Origin of the sequence: Streptomyces sp. NPDC051136, assembly GCF_044455745.1 — a bacterium.
Classification (GTDB): domain Bacteria; phylum Actinomycetota; class Actinomycetes; order Streptomycetales; family Streptomycetaceae; genus Streptomyces.
In genome coordinates, this window is sequence record NZ_JBITFE010000006.1 from 25801 (window position 1) to 40868 (window position 15068).

Sequence of the window (15068 nt, forward strand, 5' to 3'; positions counted from 1 at the left end):
GGCTCCCCCGCCCGTCAAGGAGTGCTTAGTAGCACTCCTTGACACCCTTGGACAGCGACATCTTCAGACCGCTGAGCTTGAAGGTTCCGGCGGTGGTGGCCCACGCCGTCTGCTTCACGTTCTTCAGCGTGGCCGAGTCGGCCTGCTGCGAGAACCCGTACGGGTTGGTGGTGTCGCCCTTCTTGATGCCGGGACCCTTGTCGGCGTCCTTGGCGGCCACACCGATGTCGATGCCGCGGAACGTGGCATCGGCCGAGAGGTCCTCGACGTCGATGTACAGGTTGTCGGCCTCGACCGGCTTGTCGCCGCCGCCCGCCTTCAGCATGAGGCTGACGGAGCCGATCAGCGGGATGTCCGGGGTGACCACGGACTGGCACATGTTCTGGATCGACGCGGACTTGAACGCCGAGACCGCGACGGGGTGAGCCGTCTTCTCGCCCTTCAGCGTGTAACCCGAGTCGATCGCGCCGTACTGCATAAAGCCGGTGCCGTCGAGCTGGTCAGCCGTCACCTTGAACGACTGGCCCGACACGCTGAACGACGCGGCGAGAGCGCCCTGCGCGAGCGCGACGCCTATCGCAGCCGTGGCGGCCACGCTGGGCACCATCACCACGGCGAACCGCTTCCATCTGGTCCCGCCACGCACCTGGGACTCCATATTTCCTCCTTCTCGGACGTACATCTCCTGGCCTCGGCCGGCCGCCGGTTCGGCGGCCCGGTCTGGCAGGGATGGGAGAAGTGCTACGTCCTCGGGAAGGAGAGCGCCCGCACTCGGCGGCACGTACAACGCGCCCGAATAACCGGCGATCACCCCCGAGCGACAACCACTGGTCGCGCCTGACACGCATCACGCACAACCCTGCTGGACAGGCTTCGCCGATGAGCGAAGACCCCCCTGCCCAAAGGCCGGCATCACTGCCGCCGGCCCTGCTCGGTGGGGACCCAGGAACCCCCGCGACCCGACCGGATGTCGGGGTACGGGAATGGACCGAGCGTCGCCGATCGTGGTGCATTCTCGCCGTCGGCACAAGGGGGTTCGTTACTCGCTAGTAGCGCCCGCGCGATCGGGGGGCGACCCATCGAACCCGAACGGCGACGCTGGGTATGCCACATGCGCGGAACAAAACTATTGATCGATGGACAGAGTCCGACAGATCGGCGCTGCTGACTTACTGGCAGTAACAGCGGCCGCGATTACCAAGTTTTGGTAAAGCGCGGCCGCAGTGACGCCTCTGAGACAGCTCCTTCACAGGTGCCACACGCCGGTGGCGTTTGAAGGGTCGGCCGGTACGCCGACTTGGGACGCCGGCTAGAACAGGGCGCGGGCGAGCGCCCGGCGTGCCGCGGTCACCCGCGAGTCCTCGGCTCCGACCACCTCGAACAGCTCCAGGAGCCGCAGCCGCACGGCGTCCCGGTCGTCGCCCGCCGTGACGCGGACCGTGTCGATGAGACGTCCGAAGGCGTCCTCCACGTGACCGCCCACCAGGTCCAGGTCGGCGGCGGCGATCTGCGCCCGGGCGTCGCCCGGGTTGTCGGCCGCCTCCTGACGGACCTTCTGCGGATCGGCGGTCTGCACCCGCTGGAGCAACTCGGCCTGGGCCAGACCCAGTTTGGCCTCGGTGTTGCCCGGCTCCTCGGCCAGCACGTTCTTGTACGCCTGGACGGCACCGCCCAGGTCGCCCGCGTCCAGCGCCCGCACGGCGGCCTCGAGCGCCGCGTCGTGCGGCCCGGCCGGGCGCTCGGGGGCGGCGGCCTGCGCGGCACCCGGCTCGGCCTCCGGGTCGACGACGAGGCCGGTCAACCCGAAGCGCTCCTCGCCGACCTGCACCAGCTGGTCCAGGGTCTGGCGGATCTGCGCCTCGCCCGCGGCCCCCTGGAAGAGGGGCAGCGCCTGTCCGGCGACGACCGCGAACACGGCCGGGATCCCCTGGACGCCGAACTGCTGCATCAGCATCTGGTTGGCGTCGACGTCGATCTTGGCGAGGAGGAAGCGCCCGTTGTACTCGACGGCGAGCCGCTCCAGGACCGGGCTCAACTGCTTGCAGGGCTCGCACCACTCGGCCCAGAAGTCGATGACGACCGGGACCTCGGTGGACCGCTGCAGGACGTCGCTCTCGAAGCCGGCCTCGTCGACGTCGATGACGAGGTCGGCCGGGGAGACGGCTCCCGCGCCCCCGTGGCGGGCCGCCTCGGCGCGCGCCTGCTCCGCCTTCGCCTTGGCCTCCTGGGCCTGCTTCACCGCGGCGAGGTCGACGACCCCGCTCATGGACATGTTCCGTGGCTGCATGGGTCTATCCTCCCCCGTACGGCGCGCGCGTGTGAAAAGCGGGTCGAAAGCCCGCCCGGATGTGTGCTGTTCGGCGTGTGTGCTGTTCGGCGCCGGGTCCCCACCCCACGCCCGTGGTCGTCGCTGGGCGCGGACGGTCCCGCGCTTTCGCTACGCGTCGTAGCGTAATACCAGGAGGGCTCCTCGCGACACCCCGCCCCGGTGATCTGTCTCACGAAGGACCGCGTGTTACCCGCCGGTTAGGGTCGGGGCATGCAGAGCAGCAGCCCCGCCGGCCGTGCCGGACGCCCGCGCAGTGCCGCGGCGGACACCGCGATCCTGGCCGCGACGCGGGCCGCCCTGGTCGACCTCGGCTGGTCGAAGCTCACCCTGGGAGACGTCGCCACCCGGGCCGGGGTTGCCAAGACGACGCTCTACCGCCGCTGGGCGGGCAAGAACGAACTGGTCGTGGACGCGGTGGCGGAGCTCTTCGACGAGCTGGAGCTGCCCGACCGCGGCTCGCTCGCCGCCGACATCGAGGGCGTGGTGCTCCAGTTCGCGGCGATCCTGGCCCGTCCGGAGGCCCGGAGCGGCCTGATGGCGGTGGTCGCGGAGTCCACCCGCGACGAGGCGCTGCGCGAGCGCATCCGCACCTCGATCGTCGAGCGCCAGAAGCGCCTGGTGCTGGAAGGCAGGGCGCGGGCCCAGGCCCGGGGGGAGCTGCCGCCGGAGCCGGACGCCGCGGAGGCGGCCCGCACCGCGGACCTGATCTTCGACATGGTCGCGGGGGCGGTGGTGCACCGCACCCTGGTCAGCGCGGAGGTCGCGAACGGGGACTGGGTGCGCAGCTTCACCCAGGTCTTGCTGTGGGGGCTCACCTCCCGCCCGGCCGAGTCGGCCGAGGGTGACGGGTGACGTCGCGACCGGCCGAGTCGGGCGGCTGTGACGGGTGATCTCCCGGCCGCCCGAGCCGGGTGGTGGGTGGGCACGACAGGCCCGGGGGTCCAGGGGGCGGAGCCCCCTGGAGACACCCACGAGGGCACGCGGCGCGCTCAGAACCCCGCCGGCTCCGTGTACACCCCCCACTCGTCGCGGAGCACTCCGCAGATCTCTCCCAGCGTCGCCTCCGCCCGCACCGCGTCCAGCATCGGCTCGATCATGTTGCCGCCGGAGCGGGCCGCGGCCAGCATGGCGTCCAGGGCGCCGCGTACGGCCGCGTCGTCGCGGGCGGCCTTGCGCTCGCCCACGACCCGCACCTGCTCGCGCTCCACCTCGTGGCTGACCCGCAGGATCTCCAGGTCGCCGGTGACGGAGCCGGTGTGGACGTTGACGCCGACCACCCTCTTGTCGTCCTTCTCCAGGGCCTGCTGGTAGCGGAAGGCGGACTCGGCGATCTCACCGGTGAACCAGCCGTCCTCGATGCCGCGCAGGATGCCCGAGGTGACCGGGCCGATGGGGTGCTGCCCGTCCGGGTGGGCGCGCAGTCCGCGCTCCTTGATCTGGTCGAAGATCTTCTCGGCGTCGGCCTCGATGCGGTCCGTCAGCTGCTCGATGAACCAGGAACCGCCCAGCGGGTCGGCGACGTTGGCGACGCCGGTCTCCTCCATCAGCACCTGCTGGGTGCGCAGCGCGATCTCCGCGGCCTGCTCGCTGGGCAGCGCGAGGGTCTCGTCGAGCGCGTTGGTGTGCAGGGAGTTGGTGCCGCCGAGCACCGCGGCGAGCGCCTCCACGGCCGTACGGACCACGTTGTTGTACGGCTGCTGCGCGGTCAGCGAGACACCGGCGGTCTGGGTGTGGAAGCGCAGCCACTGCGCCTTGTCGGTCTTCGCGCCGTACACGTCCCGCATCCAGCGGGCCCAGATGCGCCGGGCCGCGCGGAACTTGGCGATCTCCTCGAAGAAGTCGAGGTGCGCGTCGAAGAAGAAGGAGAGGCCGGGCGCGAAGACGTCCACGTCCAGTCCGCGGGACAGGCCCAGCTCCACGTACCCGAAGCCGTCGGCGAGCGTGTACGCCAGCTCCTGCGCGGCCGTCGCCCCGGCCTCGCGGATGTGGTAGCCGGAGACCGAGAGCGGCTTGTAGGCGGGGATGCCGGCCGCGCAGTACTCCATGAGGTCGCCGATGAGCCGCAGGTGGGGCTCGGGCTGGAAGAGCCACTCCTTCTGGGCGATGTACTCCTTGAAGATGTCGGTCTGCAGCGTGCCGTTGAGCACGGACGCGTCGACGCCCTGGCGTTCGGCCGCGACCAGGTACATGCAGAACACGGGCACCGCGGGCCCGCTGATCGTCATGGAGGTCGTCACGTCGCCGAGCGGGATGTCCTTGAAGAGGACCTCCATGTCGGCGGCCGAGTCGATGGCCACCCCGCAGTGCCCGACCTCGCCCAGCGAGCGCGGGTCGTCGGAGTCGCGGCCCATCAGGGTCGGCATGTCGAAGGCGACCGAGAGCCCGCCGCCGCCGTTGCGGAGGATCATCTTGTAGCGCTCGTTGGTCTGCTCGGCGTTGCCGAACCCGGCGAACTGCCGGATGGTCCACGTACGCCCTCGGTACCCGGTCGGATGCAGGCCGCGGGTGAAGGGGTACTCGCCCGGCCAGCCGATCCGCTCGAAGCCCTCGTACTCGTCCCCCGGCCGGGGCCCGTACACCGGCTCCACGGGGTCTCCGGAGAGCGTGGTGAAGTCCGCGTCGCGCTTGCGCGCCGCGTCGTACCGGGCCTGCCAGCGGAGGCGGCCCTCTTCTATGGCGTGAGCGTCCATACCCACGAATTTACTAGGACGTCCAAGTAAATGTCGATGGGCTACCGCCGTACGGGTGTACGCACGGCGGTGGGGCGGCTCCCGAGGGGGCCTTTACGCCTTGACGGCGGCGGGTGCCCCGGTCGCGGCGGCCTTGGCGTCCAGCTCGCGGCTGATGCGTCGCTCCACGAAGAAGGCGGCCGTCGGAACGGTCCCGGCGAGCAGCACCCACAGCTGCTTCTTCACCGGCCATTTCGCCTTGGAGCCCAGATCGAAGGCGAAGACGAGGTAGATCACGTACAGCCAGCCGTGGGCGATGCTGACGACCTGGGTGTAGTCGGCGGCGCCGTCCATGTCCAGGGCGTACTTGGCGATCATGCCAAGGCACAGCGCGATCAGCAGCACACCGGTGACGTACGCCATGACCCGGTAGCGGGTCAGCACGCTCTTTTTCATGGCTCCGAGCGTAGCCGTCCGTTTCGCGCGATCTTCGACCGGGTCGGGCGACTCGCCGGGTTGCGCGGCCCGCCCGGCCGCCCCTGCTCAGTCCTCCTTGAAGTCGCCCGCGGCGACCCGCAGCGGCCTGAGCATCGCGAAGATCTCGCCGCACTCCTCGGCGTCGTACGCGCTCAGGCCGAAGTCCATCGCCATCAGCTCGCGGGTGGCCGCCTCGACGACCTCGCGGCCCTTGTCGGTGATGGTGGCCAGCGTGCCGCGGCCGTCGTTCGGGTTGGGGCGCTTGGCCACCAGGCCGGACCGCACCAGCCGGTCGACGGTGTTCGTCACGGAGGTGGGGTGCACCATGAGGCGCTCGCCGATCTTGGACATCGGCAGTTCGCCCGACTTGGAGAAGGTGAGCAGCACCAGCGCCTCGTACCGCGCGAACGTCAGCCCGTACGGCTTGACCACGGCGTCCAGCTCGGCGAGCAGGATCTGCTGGGCCCGCATGACGGAGGTGATCGCGGCCATGGAGGGCACACCGCCCCAGCGCTGCGTCCAGAGTTCGTCGGCTCGGGCGATGGGATCGAAGGAGAGACTGAGGGGCTTCGGCACGGCAACAGACCTTACCGGCCGGTCACATGCCGGTCAGCCCCGTCTCGCCTTTCGATACCGCCGCCCCGCCCGGCGGCTCATCCGGCGAGGTGCCGCTCGACGGTGTCGACCTTCGACGTGAGGCCGTCCGTCACGCCGGGGCGGATGTCCGCCTTCAGGACCAGGGAGACCCGCGGTGCGCGCGCCTCGACGGCGGCGACGGCCCGCCGGACGACGTCCATGACCTCGTCCCACTCGCCCTCGACCGACGTGAACATGGCGTCGGTGCGGTTCGGCAGTCCGGAATCGCGGACCACCCGGACCGCGTCGGCGACGTACTCCCCCACGTCCTCGCCGACGCCGAGCGGTGTCACGGAGAAGGCGACGATCATGCGTTGACGATCCCTTCCTGGCGGGCGCGGGTGGCGATGACCGCGTTCTCGGCCTCGCGCTTGAGCTTGCGCTCGGCGAAGAAGCCGCCGGTGGGCAGCACCGAGAGGACGAAGTAGAGGGCGGCCGTCCTCAGCGGCCACTTGGCGCGGTTCCAGGCGTCCGCCCAGAAGATCACGTACAGCACGAAGAGGACGCCGTGGATCATGCCCATCGCCGGCACCGCGTTGAAGTCGGTGGTCCGCTTCAGCACGGAGCAGACGAGCAGGAGGAGGAACGAGATCGCCTCGGGGGCCGAGACCAGGCGGAGTCGGCGGAGGGCGCTGGCGGTCTTGAGGTCCACGGGTCACCTTCGAGAGGGAGAGAGTCGCTGACGGCGCGGGCGGCGTGCGCTCCGCCTTGTGAACGGAAGCACAATCGTCAGCCCATTGTGGCAAACGGTGCCCTCAGGGGTGGACTCAGGGTCGTTCTCCACCCGTGGGCCCTGTTCCGTCCACCCGCGGCGGGGCTACTTTCACAAGGTGGCGATGTTCCGACTCCAAGGCAGCAAGGTCCTCGCCGTCGACATGACCCGGGACGCCGTGAAGGCGAAGAACGGCTCGATGGTCGCGTACGACGGGGAGATGACCTTCAAGAAGCTGAGCGGTGGCGGTGAGGGCATCCGGGGCATGGTGACCCGGCGGCTCACCGGCGAGCAGATGACGGTGATGGAGGTGAGGGGGCAGGGGACCTGCTGGTTCGCGGACCGGGCCTCGGAGATCACTTTGGTGGAGCTCCGGGGCGACAAGCTGTACGTCGAGTCGAGCAACTTCCTGGCGGCCGACGCCGGGCTGCGCACCGGCACCAGTTTCACGGGCACGCGCGGCGCGTCGCAGGGCAACGGTCTGTTCACCACGACCGTCGAGGGGCACGGGCAGGCCGCGATCATGTCGGACGGCCCCGCGGTGGTGCTCCGGGTCAGCGCGCAGTACCCCCTGACCGTCGACCCGGGGGCGTACGTCGCGCACCAGGGGAACCTGCGGCAGTCCTTCCAGTCGGGTGTGACCTTCCGCACCCTCTTCGGGGAGGGCGGCGGGGAGGCCTTCCAGATCCGCTTCGAGGGCGACGGACTGGTGTACGTGCAGCCGAGCGAGCGGAACACGATCGCGGGGGATGTGTGAGATGGCCTTCGAGGAGATCAATTCCAAGATGGTCCGGGCGACCGTCGCGCCGGGGCAGCGGCTGTTCAGCCAGCGCGGGGCGATGCTCGCCTACCAGGGCGAGGTGTCCTTCACCCCGAACCTGCGGGGCGGCCAGGGCGGCATCGTGTCGATGATCGGCCGCCGGGTGGCGAACGAGGACACGCCGCTGATGACCGTAGAGGGCAGTGGCACCGTGTTCTTCGGGCACGGCGGCCACCACGTCCAGGTGATCAGCCTCGCGGGCGACACCCTGTACGTGGAGGCGGACCGTCTCCTCGCCTTCGAGGGCACCCTGGAGCAGAGCACCGTGTTCCTCGGCTCGCAGGGCGGGGTCATGGGCATGGTGCGGGGCCAGGTGAGCGGGCAGGGGCTGTTCACCACGTCCCTCAAGGGCCACGGCTCGGTGGCGGTGATGGCCCACGGCGGCGTCTTCGAGGTGCCCGTCACCCCGCAGCGGCCGGTGCGCGTCGACCCGCAGGCCTACGTCGCCCACTACGGCGACGTGCGCAACAAGCTGTCCACCGCCGTGGGCTGGCGGGACATGGTGGGACGCGGCTCCGGCGAGGCGTTCCAGCTGGAGCTGAGCGGCAGCGGCACGGTGTTCGTCCAGGCCTCGGAGGAGAAGCTGTGAGCACGGTCCACCACGACCCGGCGACGCTGCCGGCCGACGACAACGTCAACGCGTACACCTTCTGCGTGGAGCTCAAGGGCAGCCAGTGGTTCCTGCAGAAGGGGAAGATGATCGCCTACTACGGGACGATCGATTTCAACGGGATCGGGCACGGCCGGCTGGACCGTCTGATGCGCACCTCGTTCCATTCGCCTCTGCACGCGAGCGACTGGGTCGTGGCGGAGGGCTCGGGCAAGATGCTCCTCGCCGACCGGGCCTTCGACGTGAATTCGTACGACCTCGAAGACGGCAATCTGACCATTCGCTCGGGCAACTTGCTCGCTTTTCAGCCAAGCCTCGCACTCAAGCAGTCGATCGTGCCGGGCTTTCTGACCCTGATCGGAACCGGAAAGTTCGTGGCCGCGTCGAACGGTCCGGTGGTGTTCATGGAACCGCCGATCCGGGTCGACCCCCAGGCCCTGGTCGGCTGGGCGGACTGCCCGTCCCCGTGCCACCACTACGACCATGGGTACATGACCGGCCTCCTGGGCGGTCTACGTGCGATGACGGGGCTCGGCGGGGCCTCCGGGGAGGAGCACCAGTTCGAGTTCGTGGGCGCGGGGACGGTGCTGCTGCAGTCCAGCGAGGCACTGATGCCGGAGCAGGCCGCGGGGGCTCCTCCGCAGCAGGCGGGGGTGCCCGGCGGCGGGGCTCCCGGAGCGCCGGCGGGCCGCTCCGGGGTACCGGGGCTTCCCGGACAGCTGGGGGACCTCCAACGCCGCTTCGGGCTGTGAGCGGTAACCTGCGGAGTGTGACATCGAACGCGTGCGCACCGTCACCGTCACGGCAAACCCCTCACTAGTTCGCCTTTCAACATTTTAGGTAGACTTCATTCATGGAGACCGAGACGGCCACTCGCTGGCTGACCGATACGGAGCAGTGTGCCTGGCGCACCCACCTGGAGGTCAACAGGCTGTTGACGCACCAGCTCGAGAAGGACCTGCAGCCGTTCGGCCTGACAATGAACGACTACGAGATCCTGGTGAACCTCTCCGAGTCGGAGGGCGAGAGAATGCGGATGAGCGACCTGGCCACGGCCACGATGCAGTCCAAGAGCCGCCTCTCCCACCAGATCACCCGCATGGAGAACGCGAACCTGGTCCGGCGTGAGAACTGCGAGTCCGACCGCCGCGGGCTCTTCGCCGTGCTGACCGAGCACGGCATGGCGACGATGCGGAAGGTCGCGCCGCACCACGTGGCCTCCGTGCGCAGGCACTTCATCGACCTGCTGGCCCCGGAGGACCTGACGGAGCTGGACAAGGCGCTCAGGCCCATCGCGGAGCACCTGCGCACCCAGCGGGGACGTTCCTGATCACGCCCCTGGGGGGCGCGGAGCCCCGGGGACCTTCCAGACCTTCCCTCTAGGCACTCGGCAGGCGGAGCTCGAAGCGGGCGCCGCCTGCCGGTGCGTCGTGCACCGTGAGCGTGCCGCCGTGCCGTACGGCCACGTCGCGGGCGATGGCCAGCCCGAGACCGGCCCCGCCGTCGTCCCGGCTGCGGGCGGCGTCGAGCCGTACGAACCGCTCGAAGATCCGCTCCCGGTCGGCCGCCGGCACGCCCTCGCCGTCGTCGGCCACGGCGACCACCGCCGCCGTCCCGTCCCGCCGCACGGACACCTCCACCGCACGGCGGGCGTGCCGCTGGGCGTTGTCCAGCAGATTGGCCAGCACCCGCGCCAGCTGTCCCCGCGACCCGGCCACCTCCACCGCGGCCTCGCCCCGCACCCTCACCCCGCTGCGGCCCTCGGCGGCCTCCCGCGCGAGCGCCGTGAGGTCGACCCGGCCGTCGGCGGGCCGCTCCCCCGCGTCCAGCCTGGCCAGCAGCAGCAGGTCTGCGGCGAGCCGCTGGAGCCGGACGGTGTCCTCCACGGCGCCGTCGAGGTCCAGCAGCTCGGGGTGGGCGGCGGCCACCTCCAGCTGGGTGCGCAGCGAGGCGATCGGGCTGCGCAGCTCGTGCGAGGCGTCCGCGACGAACCGGCGCTGCCGCTCCACCGAGGACTCCAGCGCGGCGAGCGTCTCGTTGGTGGTCGAGGCGAGCCTCGCCACCTCGTCGTGGGTGCCCGGCACCGGGACGCGGCGGGCCAGGTCCTCGCTGGCGGTGATCGCGGCCATCTCGCGCCGGATGCCCTCCACCGGGCGCAGCGCACGCCGGGTGACCAGCCAGGTCACCCACGCCACGACCGCGAGCAGCAGCGGGAAGCCGATCAGCATCACGGTCAGCGCGGTGTTCACGGCGCCGTGTTCGGCGGACAGCGGGGCGCCGGCGTAGACGGTGAGCCGGCCCCGGTCGTCGGTCTCCACCGGGACGGCGGCGAAGCGGTAGTCCTCCGTGTCCCCGTCGACGGTCGCCGAGCCGTCGCTGACGGTGATCCGGTCGCCGATCTCACCGGGGTCGAGGGACTCGCCGGAGTCGTCGTCGGCGTCGTCGTCCCCCGCGCTCGGGGCGGCGGCGGGCCGCGGCTTCACCGCGCCGGTGCCGGTGCCGCTGATCCGCTCCAGGTCCTCGCTGGCGGCGACCAGCACGCCGTCTTCGTCGACGACCTGCACGGGCCGGTCGTCCACGTCCAGCGACAGGTCCGCGTACGGCGTCCCGACGGCCAGCTCCGTCGCCACCTCCCGCGCCGAGCGCTCCGCCTGGGTGCCCGCCTCGCCGAGCAGGTTGGAGCGCAGGGACAGCAGTACGGCGGTGCCGGCCGCGACGAGGGCGACGGCGACCACGAGGGTCGCGGCGAGCGTGGCACGCGCCCGGACCGAGCCGAAGAGGCGGCTCACCGCCCGGTCTCCAGCCGGTAGCCGGCGCCGCGCACGGTGCGGATCAGCTCGGCGCGCAGCTTGCGTCGCAGCGCGCTGACGTACACCTCGACGATGTTGGGGTCGCCGTCGTAGGCGAAGTCCCAGACGTGCTCCAGGATCTCCGCCTTGGACACCACCTGCCCGGCCCGCAGCACGAGCTGCTCCAGGACGGCGAACTCCTTGGCGGTGAGCGTGACCTCGTCCTCGCCGAGGAAGACCCGGCGGGCGGCGGTGTCGACCTTGAGGTCGCCGTGGACGTGCACGGGCGGGGACCCGGCGCCCGGCCCCCGCCGCAGCAGGGCCTTCACCCGGGCGACGAGGACGACGTAGGAGAAGGGCTTGGTGAGGTAGTCGTCGGCGCCCGTGTCCAGGCCCTCGGCCTCGTCGTACTCGCCGTCCTTGGCGGTGAGCATCAGGATCGGCACGTCGTGCCCGGCGGCGCGCAGGGCCGCGCAGACCCGGTAGCCGTTGAGGCCGGGCAGCATGATGTCGAGGACGACGAGGTCGTACACCCCCTCGCCCGCCCGGTGCAGTCCCTCCAGGCCGTCGTGGACGACGTCCACGGCATACCCCTCCGCGGTGAGGCCCTTGGCGAGCGACACGGCGAGACGCTTCTCGTCCTCCACGATCAGGATGCGCATGGCTAAAGAGTGGCAAAGCCCGGCTGAAGATCCCTTCAGGCGGCTTCAGCCGGGCCTCAGCGTCGGTCCACGACAGTGAAGGCACCGGAACCGCTGGACTCTGGACGACTCGGAGGAAACCGCATGAAGCGCAACATCGTGATCGCCGCCGTCACCGCCGCCGCCCTGATCGGAGGCGGTACGGCGACGGCGCTGGCTACGACGGGGGACGACGACCGGCGCGAGGCGCCGGTGGACTCCGGGGCCGCCGCAGCGAAGGTGACGGCCGCCGAGGCCGTCGACTCCGCCCTCAAGGACACCCCGGGCACCGCCGTCGCCGCCGAGCTGGACGACGAGGACGGCGCCTCGGACGACGACGACGGCGACGACGGCCGGGAGCGCGCGGCCTGGGAGGTCGACGTCCTCTCCGGCGACGGCACCTGGCACAGCGTCCGCGTCGACCCGGCCACCGGCAAGGTCCTCGGCTCGGAGCGGGACGACGACGAGGACGACACGGCCGAGGTGCGGGCCGCGCTGAAGGGCACCTCCGTCGACGCCGCCGAGGCCGCGAAGGCGGCGGCCGGCCACGGAACCGTCCTCTCCGTCGAGCTGGACGAGGACGGCCACCACGGCGACGGCAAGCCCGCCTGGGAGGTCGAGACGCGGGCCGCCGGCAAGGACGGGCAGGACGGGCGGGACTGGCGGGTCGACCCGGGGACCGGCAAGGTCACGGCCGACCGCGCACAGGACGCCCAGGGCTCTCAGGACTCGGACGACGCGGACGACGCGGACGACGCCGACGACTCCGGCACCTCCGACGACGACTGAGCGGCCCCTGTGCCGGACCGGGCCGGACCGCGGCGCCGCCCCGGCACCAGTGCCGCCGCCGCGGCGACCGCGCCGGACACCGCGAAGCACACCGGCAGGGGCAGCCGTTCCACCAGCAGGCCCACGGCGGCGGCCCCGGCGGAACCCCCGGCGTTCACGGCGGTGTTGCACCAGGCACCCGCCCGGACCCGGAACCCGGGTTCCACGCTCTCGTCGGCGATCAGGTACGCCGTGGTCAGCGCCGGGGCCACGAACAGCCCCGCGCACATGACGGCCAGGAGCAGCGTGCCGAGTCCGGGCGTGAGGCCCGCGGCCGCCAGGCAGACACCGAGACCGGCCGCGAAGAACGGGAGCCTGGTCCGGGTGGAGGAACTCCAGGCGACGGCGCCGTTGACGAGACCGCCGACCGCGCTGCCCACCGACAGCGCCGCGAGCACCCAGGCGACGGCGCCGTCCCCGAGGTCGCGCTCGCCCGCGTAGGCGACGACGAGGAGGTCGACGGCGCTCACCGAGACGCCGACGGCCGCGGCGACGACGACGGGCTGGAGCAGGGACCGAGCCTGTCCGGTGCCGCCCGGGGTCGCGGGGGCGGTGTCCTTCCGCCGTGGCGCCGGACGCAGCGCGGCGGCCGCCGGTGAGGTGACGAAGGCGAGGGTGCCGACCGCCACCAGCACCGCGCTCAGCACGACCCCGACGGTCGGCGGGGCGACGGCGACGACACCGCCGACCAGGAGCGGGCCGGAGACGAAGAGCAGTTCCTCGGCGACGCCGTCCAGGCTGTAGGCGCGCTGCAGCAGGGCGCGGTCGGGCAGCAGTTCCGCCCACAGCGCCCGCATCGTGGGGCCGAGGGGCGGCGTGCAGGCTCCGGCGCAGGCGGCGGTCACCGCGAGGACGGCCTCGGGCGTGCCCGGTTGCCGGCAGGCCGCCGCCAGCGCGCAGAGCAGGACGGCGTACAGCAGCGCCATGGGCAGCAGGGCCCGGCGCGGACCGAGCCGGTCGACGAGGGAGGCGCGGTAGGGGGACAGGAAGACGCTCGTCGCGCCGAACAGCGCCATGACCAGGCCGGCCACGGCGTACGACCCGGTGGACCGGGTCAGGGAGAGCATCAGGGCGAGGGAGACCGTGCCGTACGACAGCCGGCCGACGAGGGCGGCGGCGAAGGTACGGCGGGCATGGGGGACACGGAGCACGGCGGCATACGAGGGCCGCGGCGAGGGCGTGGGCACGGAAGGGTTCCTCGGAAGAAGGCAACAAGGGGACGCCGAAGCGCGCGACGGCCGGATGCGGCGGTCGCGTGCGGGGCGGGCCCTATGCCAAGAGGAGGAACATGCGGGTCAATGTACAGCGCGGCCCGCTCGACGACACGGCTTTTTCCAGCCCGCGCGAAGCCCCCCGAGCCGCCTGGGCCTCTCCAGCCGACCGAGGCTCCCCAGCCCGCCCGAAGCGTCCCAGCCCGTCCGAGGCTCCGCAGCCCGTCCGGCGTCTGAGGACGGGGCCGTTCAGGCCGAAGGGGGGTCTGGGGGCACGGCCCCCAGGGACGGGAAGGGAAGGGGCGGCGGGGGCGGAGAAGTCCCCGCGGACCGCAGCCCCGCCCCGCTCACCCCTCCGTCAGCCCCGCCACCAGCTCGTCCGCCGCCGCGTAGGGATCCAGCTCACCGCCGACGATCCGCTCCGCCAGCGCCCCGAGCCGCCGGTCGCCGTGCAGGTCGCCGATGCGCTCGCGCAGCGTGGTGACGGCGATCGTCTCGACCTCGCGGGCGGCGCGGGCGCGGCGGCGCTCGGCGAGGACGTCCCGCTCCTCCATCCACGCCCGGTGCTTCTCCAGCGCCTCCACGACCTCGTCGACGCCCTCGCCGCGCGCGGCGACCGTCTTGACGATGGGCGGGCGCCAGTCACCGGCGGCGCGGGCCTCGCCGAGGCCCAGCATGTGGTTCAGCTCCCGGGCGGTGGCGTCGGCGCCGTCCCGGTCGGCCTTGTTGACGACGTAGACGTCGCCGATCTCCAGGATTCCGGCCTTGGCGGCCTGGATGCCGTCGCCCATGCCGGGGGCGAGGAGGACGACCGAGGTGTCGGCCTGGGAGGCGATCTCCACCTCCGACTGGCCCACGCCCACCGTCTCGACGAGGACCACGTCGCAGCCGGCCGCGTCGAGCACCCGGATCGCCTGCGGCGCAGCCCAGGCGAGGCCGCCCAGGTGGCCCCGGGTCGCCATGGAGCGGATGTAGACGCCGGGGTCGGAGGCGTGCTCCGACATCCGGACCCGGTCGCCGAGCAGCGCGCCGCCGGAGAAGGGGGAGGACGGGTCGACGGCGAGGACCCCGACCCGCTTGCCCTGCTTGCGGTACGCCGTCACCAGCGCCGAGGTGGACGTCGACTTGCCGACGCCCGGGGAGCCGGTCAGACCGACCACGTAGGCCCCGCCGGTCAGCGGTGCGAGGGCCTCCATGACCTCCCTGAGCTGCGGGGACGCCCCCTCCACCAGGGAGATCAGCCGGGCAACGGCCCGCGGCCGGCCTTCCCGGGCCTGGGCCACCAGTGAGGAGACGTCCTGCATCAC

Annotated in this window: 17 protein-coding genes; 6 read left to right on the top strand and 11 right to left on the bottom strand. The window is 71.9% G+C overall.

Annotated elements, in window-relative coordinates:
* Positions 1-25: 25 nt before the first annotated feature.
* Together ACIBCJ_RS18035 and ACIBCJ_RS18040 are read right to left on the bottom strand one after the other, a co-directional pair.
* Positions 26-658, bottom strand: a complete 633-nt coding sequence (locus ACIBCJ_RS18035) for a DUF6230 family protein (protein ID WP_362102947.1) — start codon at positions 656-658, stop codon at positions 26-28.
* 651 nt (positions 659-1309) lie between these two features.
* Positions 1310-2287, bottom strand: a complete 978-nt coding sequence (locus tag ACIBCJ_RS18040; RefSeq protein ID WP_365979915.1) for a tetratricopeptide repeat protein — start codon at positions 2285-2287, stop codon at positions 1310-1312.
* Positions 2288-2539: 252 nt separating this feature from the next.
* Here ACIBCJ_RS18040 and ACIBCJ_RS18045 point away from each other — a divergent pair, with 252 nt between their 5' ends.
* Positions 2540-3181, top strand: coding sequence for a TetR/AcrR family transcriptional regulator (locus tag ACIBCJ_RS18045; RefSeq protein WP_365979916.1), 642 nt, complete (start codon positions 2540-2542; stop codon positions 3179-3181).
* 137 nt (positions 3182-3318) lie between these two features.
* Here ACIBCJ_RS18045 and ACIBCJ_RS18050 read toward each other — a convergent pair whose 3' ends face one another.
* The 5 genes from ACIBCJ_RS18050 to ACIBCJ_RS18070 all read right to left on the bottom strand — a co-directional run bounded on the left by ACIBCJ_RS18050 (position 3319) and on the right by ACIBCJ_RS18070 (position 6763).
* A complete protein-coding gene (locus tag ACIBCJ_RS18050) occupies positions 3319-5019 on the bottom strand; it encodes a methylmalonyl-CoA mutase family protein (RefSeq protein WP_362505401.1) in 1701 nt (566 codons plus the stop codon).
* Between the two features lie 93 nt (positions 5020-5112).
* Positions 5113-5454, bottom strand: a complete 342-nt coding sequence (locus tag ACIBCJ_RS18055; protein ID WP_362102939.1) for a DUF3817 domain-containing protein — start codon at positions 5452-5454, stop codon at positions 5113-5115.
* Positions 5455-5541: 87 nt separating this feature from the next.
* Positions 5542-6051, bottom strand: coding sequence for a MarR family transcriptional regulator (locus ACIBCJ_RS18060; protein WP_362102937.1), 510 nt, complete (start codon positions 6049-6051; stop codon positions 5542-5544).
* A gap of 77 nt (positions 6052-6128) precedes the next feature.
* Positions 6129-6422: an MTH1187 family thiamine-binding protein gene (locus ACIBCJ_RS18065; RefSeq protein ID WP_362102935.1), complete on the bottom strand. Its 294-nt coding sequence runs from the start codon at positions 6420-6422 to the stop codon at positions 6129-6131.
* Positions 6419-6763 carry a DUF3817 domain-containing protein gene (locus ACIBCJ_RS18070; RefSeq protein WP_362102933.1) on the bottom strand — a complete coding sequence of 115 codons (345 nt, stop codon included), beginning with the start codon at positions 6761-6763 and terminating at the stop codon, positions 6419-6421. Before ACIBCJ_RS18070 ends, ACIBCJ_RS18065 begins: the two co-directional genes overlap by 4 nt.
* 184 nt (positions 6764-6947) lie before the next feature.
* On the opposite strand from ACIBCJ_RS18070, the gene ACIBCJ_RS18075 reads away from it, so the two are divergent.
* The 4 genes from ACIBCJ_RS18075 (at position 6948) to ACIBCJ_RS18090 (ending at position 9583) form a co-directional block, all read left to right on the top strand.
* A complete protein-coding gene (locus tag ACIBCJ_RS18075) occupies positions 6948-7580 on the top strand; it encodes an AIM24 family protein (protein WP_362102931.1) in 633 nt (210 codons plus the stop codon).
* A gap of 1 nt (position 7581) precedes the next feature.
* Positions 7582-8232: an AIM24 family protein gene (locus ACIBCJ_RS18080; protein WP_133887482.1), complete on the top strand. Its 651-nt coding sequence runs from the start codon at positions 7582-7584 to the stop codon at positions 8230-8232.
* Entirely contained in the window at positions 8229-9005 is a 777-nt protein-coding gene (locus ACIBCJ_RS18085) for an AIM24 family protein (RefSeq protein WP_362102929.1), read from the top strand. Before ACIBCJ_RS18080 ends, ACIBCJ_RS18085 begins: the two co-directional genes overlap by 4 nt.
* A gap of 101 nt (positions 9006-9106) precedes the next feature.
* Positions 9107-9583, top strand: coding sequence for a MarR family winged helix-turn-helix transcriptional regulator (locus tag ACIBCJ_RS18090; protein WP_133887418.1), 477 nt, complete (start codon positions 9107-9109; stop codon positions 9581-9583).
* A 49-nt stretch (positions 9584-9632) separates the two neighbouring features.
* Here ACIBCJ_RS18090 and ACIBCJ_RS18095 read toward each other — a convergent pair whose 3' ends face one another.
* Together ACIBCJ_RS18095 and ACIBCJ_RS18100 are read right to left on the bottom strand one after the other, a co-directional pair.
* Complete coding sequence (locus ACIBCJ_RS18095; RefSeq protein ID WP_365979917.1) at positions 9633-11042, bottom strand: ATP-binding protein; 1410 nt, start codon at positions 11040-11042, stop codon at positions 9633-9635.
* Positions 11039-11704 (bottom strand): response regulator transcription factor, encoded by a 666-nt coding sequence (locus ACIBCJ_RS18100; RefSeq protein WP_362102923.1) that lies wholly within the window; start codon positions 11702-11704, stop codon positions 11039-11041. The genes ACIBCJ_RS18095 and ACIBCJ_RS18100 overlap by 4 nt, the downstream gene beginning before the upstream one ends.
* 123 nt (positions 11705-11827) lie before the next feature.
* Between ACIBCJ_RS18100 and ACIBCJ_RS18105 the strand changes: the two genes are divergently transcribed.
* Positions 11828-12511, top strand: a complete 684-nt coding sequence (locus ACIBCJ_RS18105) for a PepSY domain-containing protein (protein WP_365979918.1) — start codon at positions 11828-11830, stop codon at positions 12509-12511.
* On the opposite strand, the gene ACIBCJ_RS18110 is transcribed toward ACIBCJ_RS18105, so the two are convergent.
* Positions 12445-13737, bottom strand: a complete 1293-nt coding sequence (locus ACIBCJ_RS18110) for an MFS transporter (protein ID WP_365979919.1) — start codon at positions 13735-13737, stop codon at positions 12445-12447. The two genes, ACIBCJ_RS18105 and ACIBCJ_RS18110, sit on opposite strands and share 67 nt — an antisense overlap.
* Positions 13738-14108: 371 nt before the next feature.
* On the bottom strand, positions 14109-15065 hold the full coding sequence (gene meaB / locus ACIBCJ_RS18115) for a methylmalonyl Co-A mutase-associated GTPase MeaB (protein ID WP_362505385.1): 957 nt from the start codon (positions 15063-15065) through the stop codon (positions 14109-14111).
* Positions 15066-15068 lie beyond the last annotated feature (3 nt).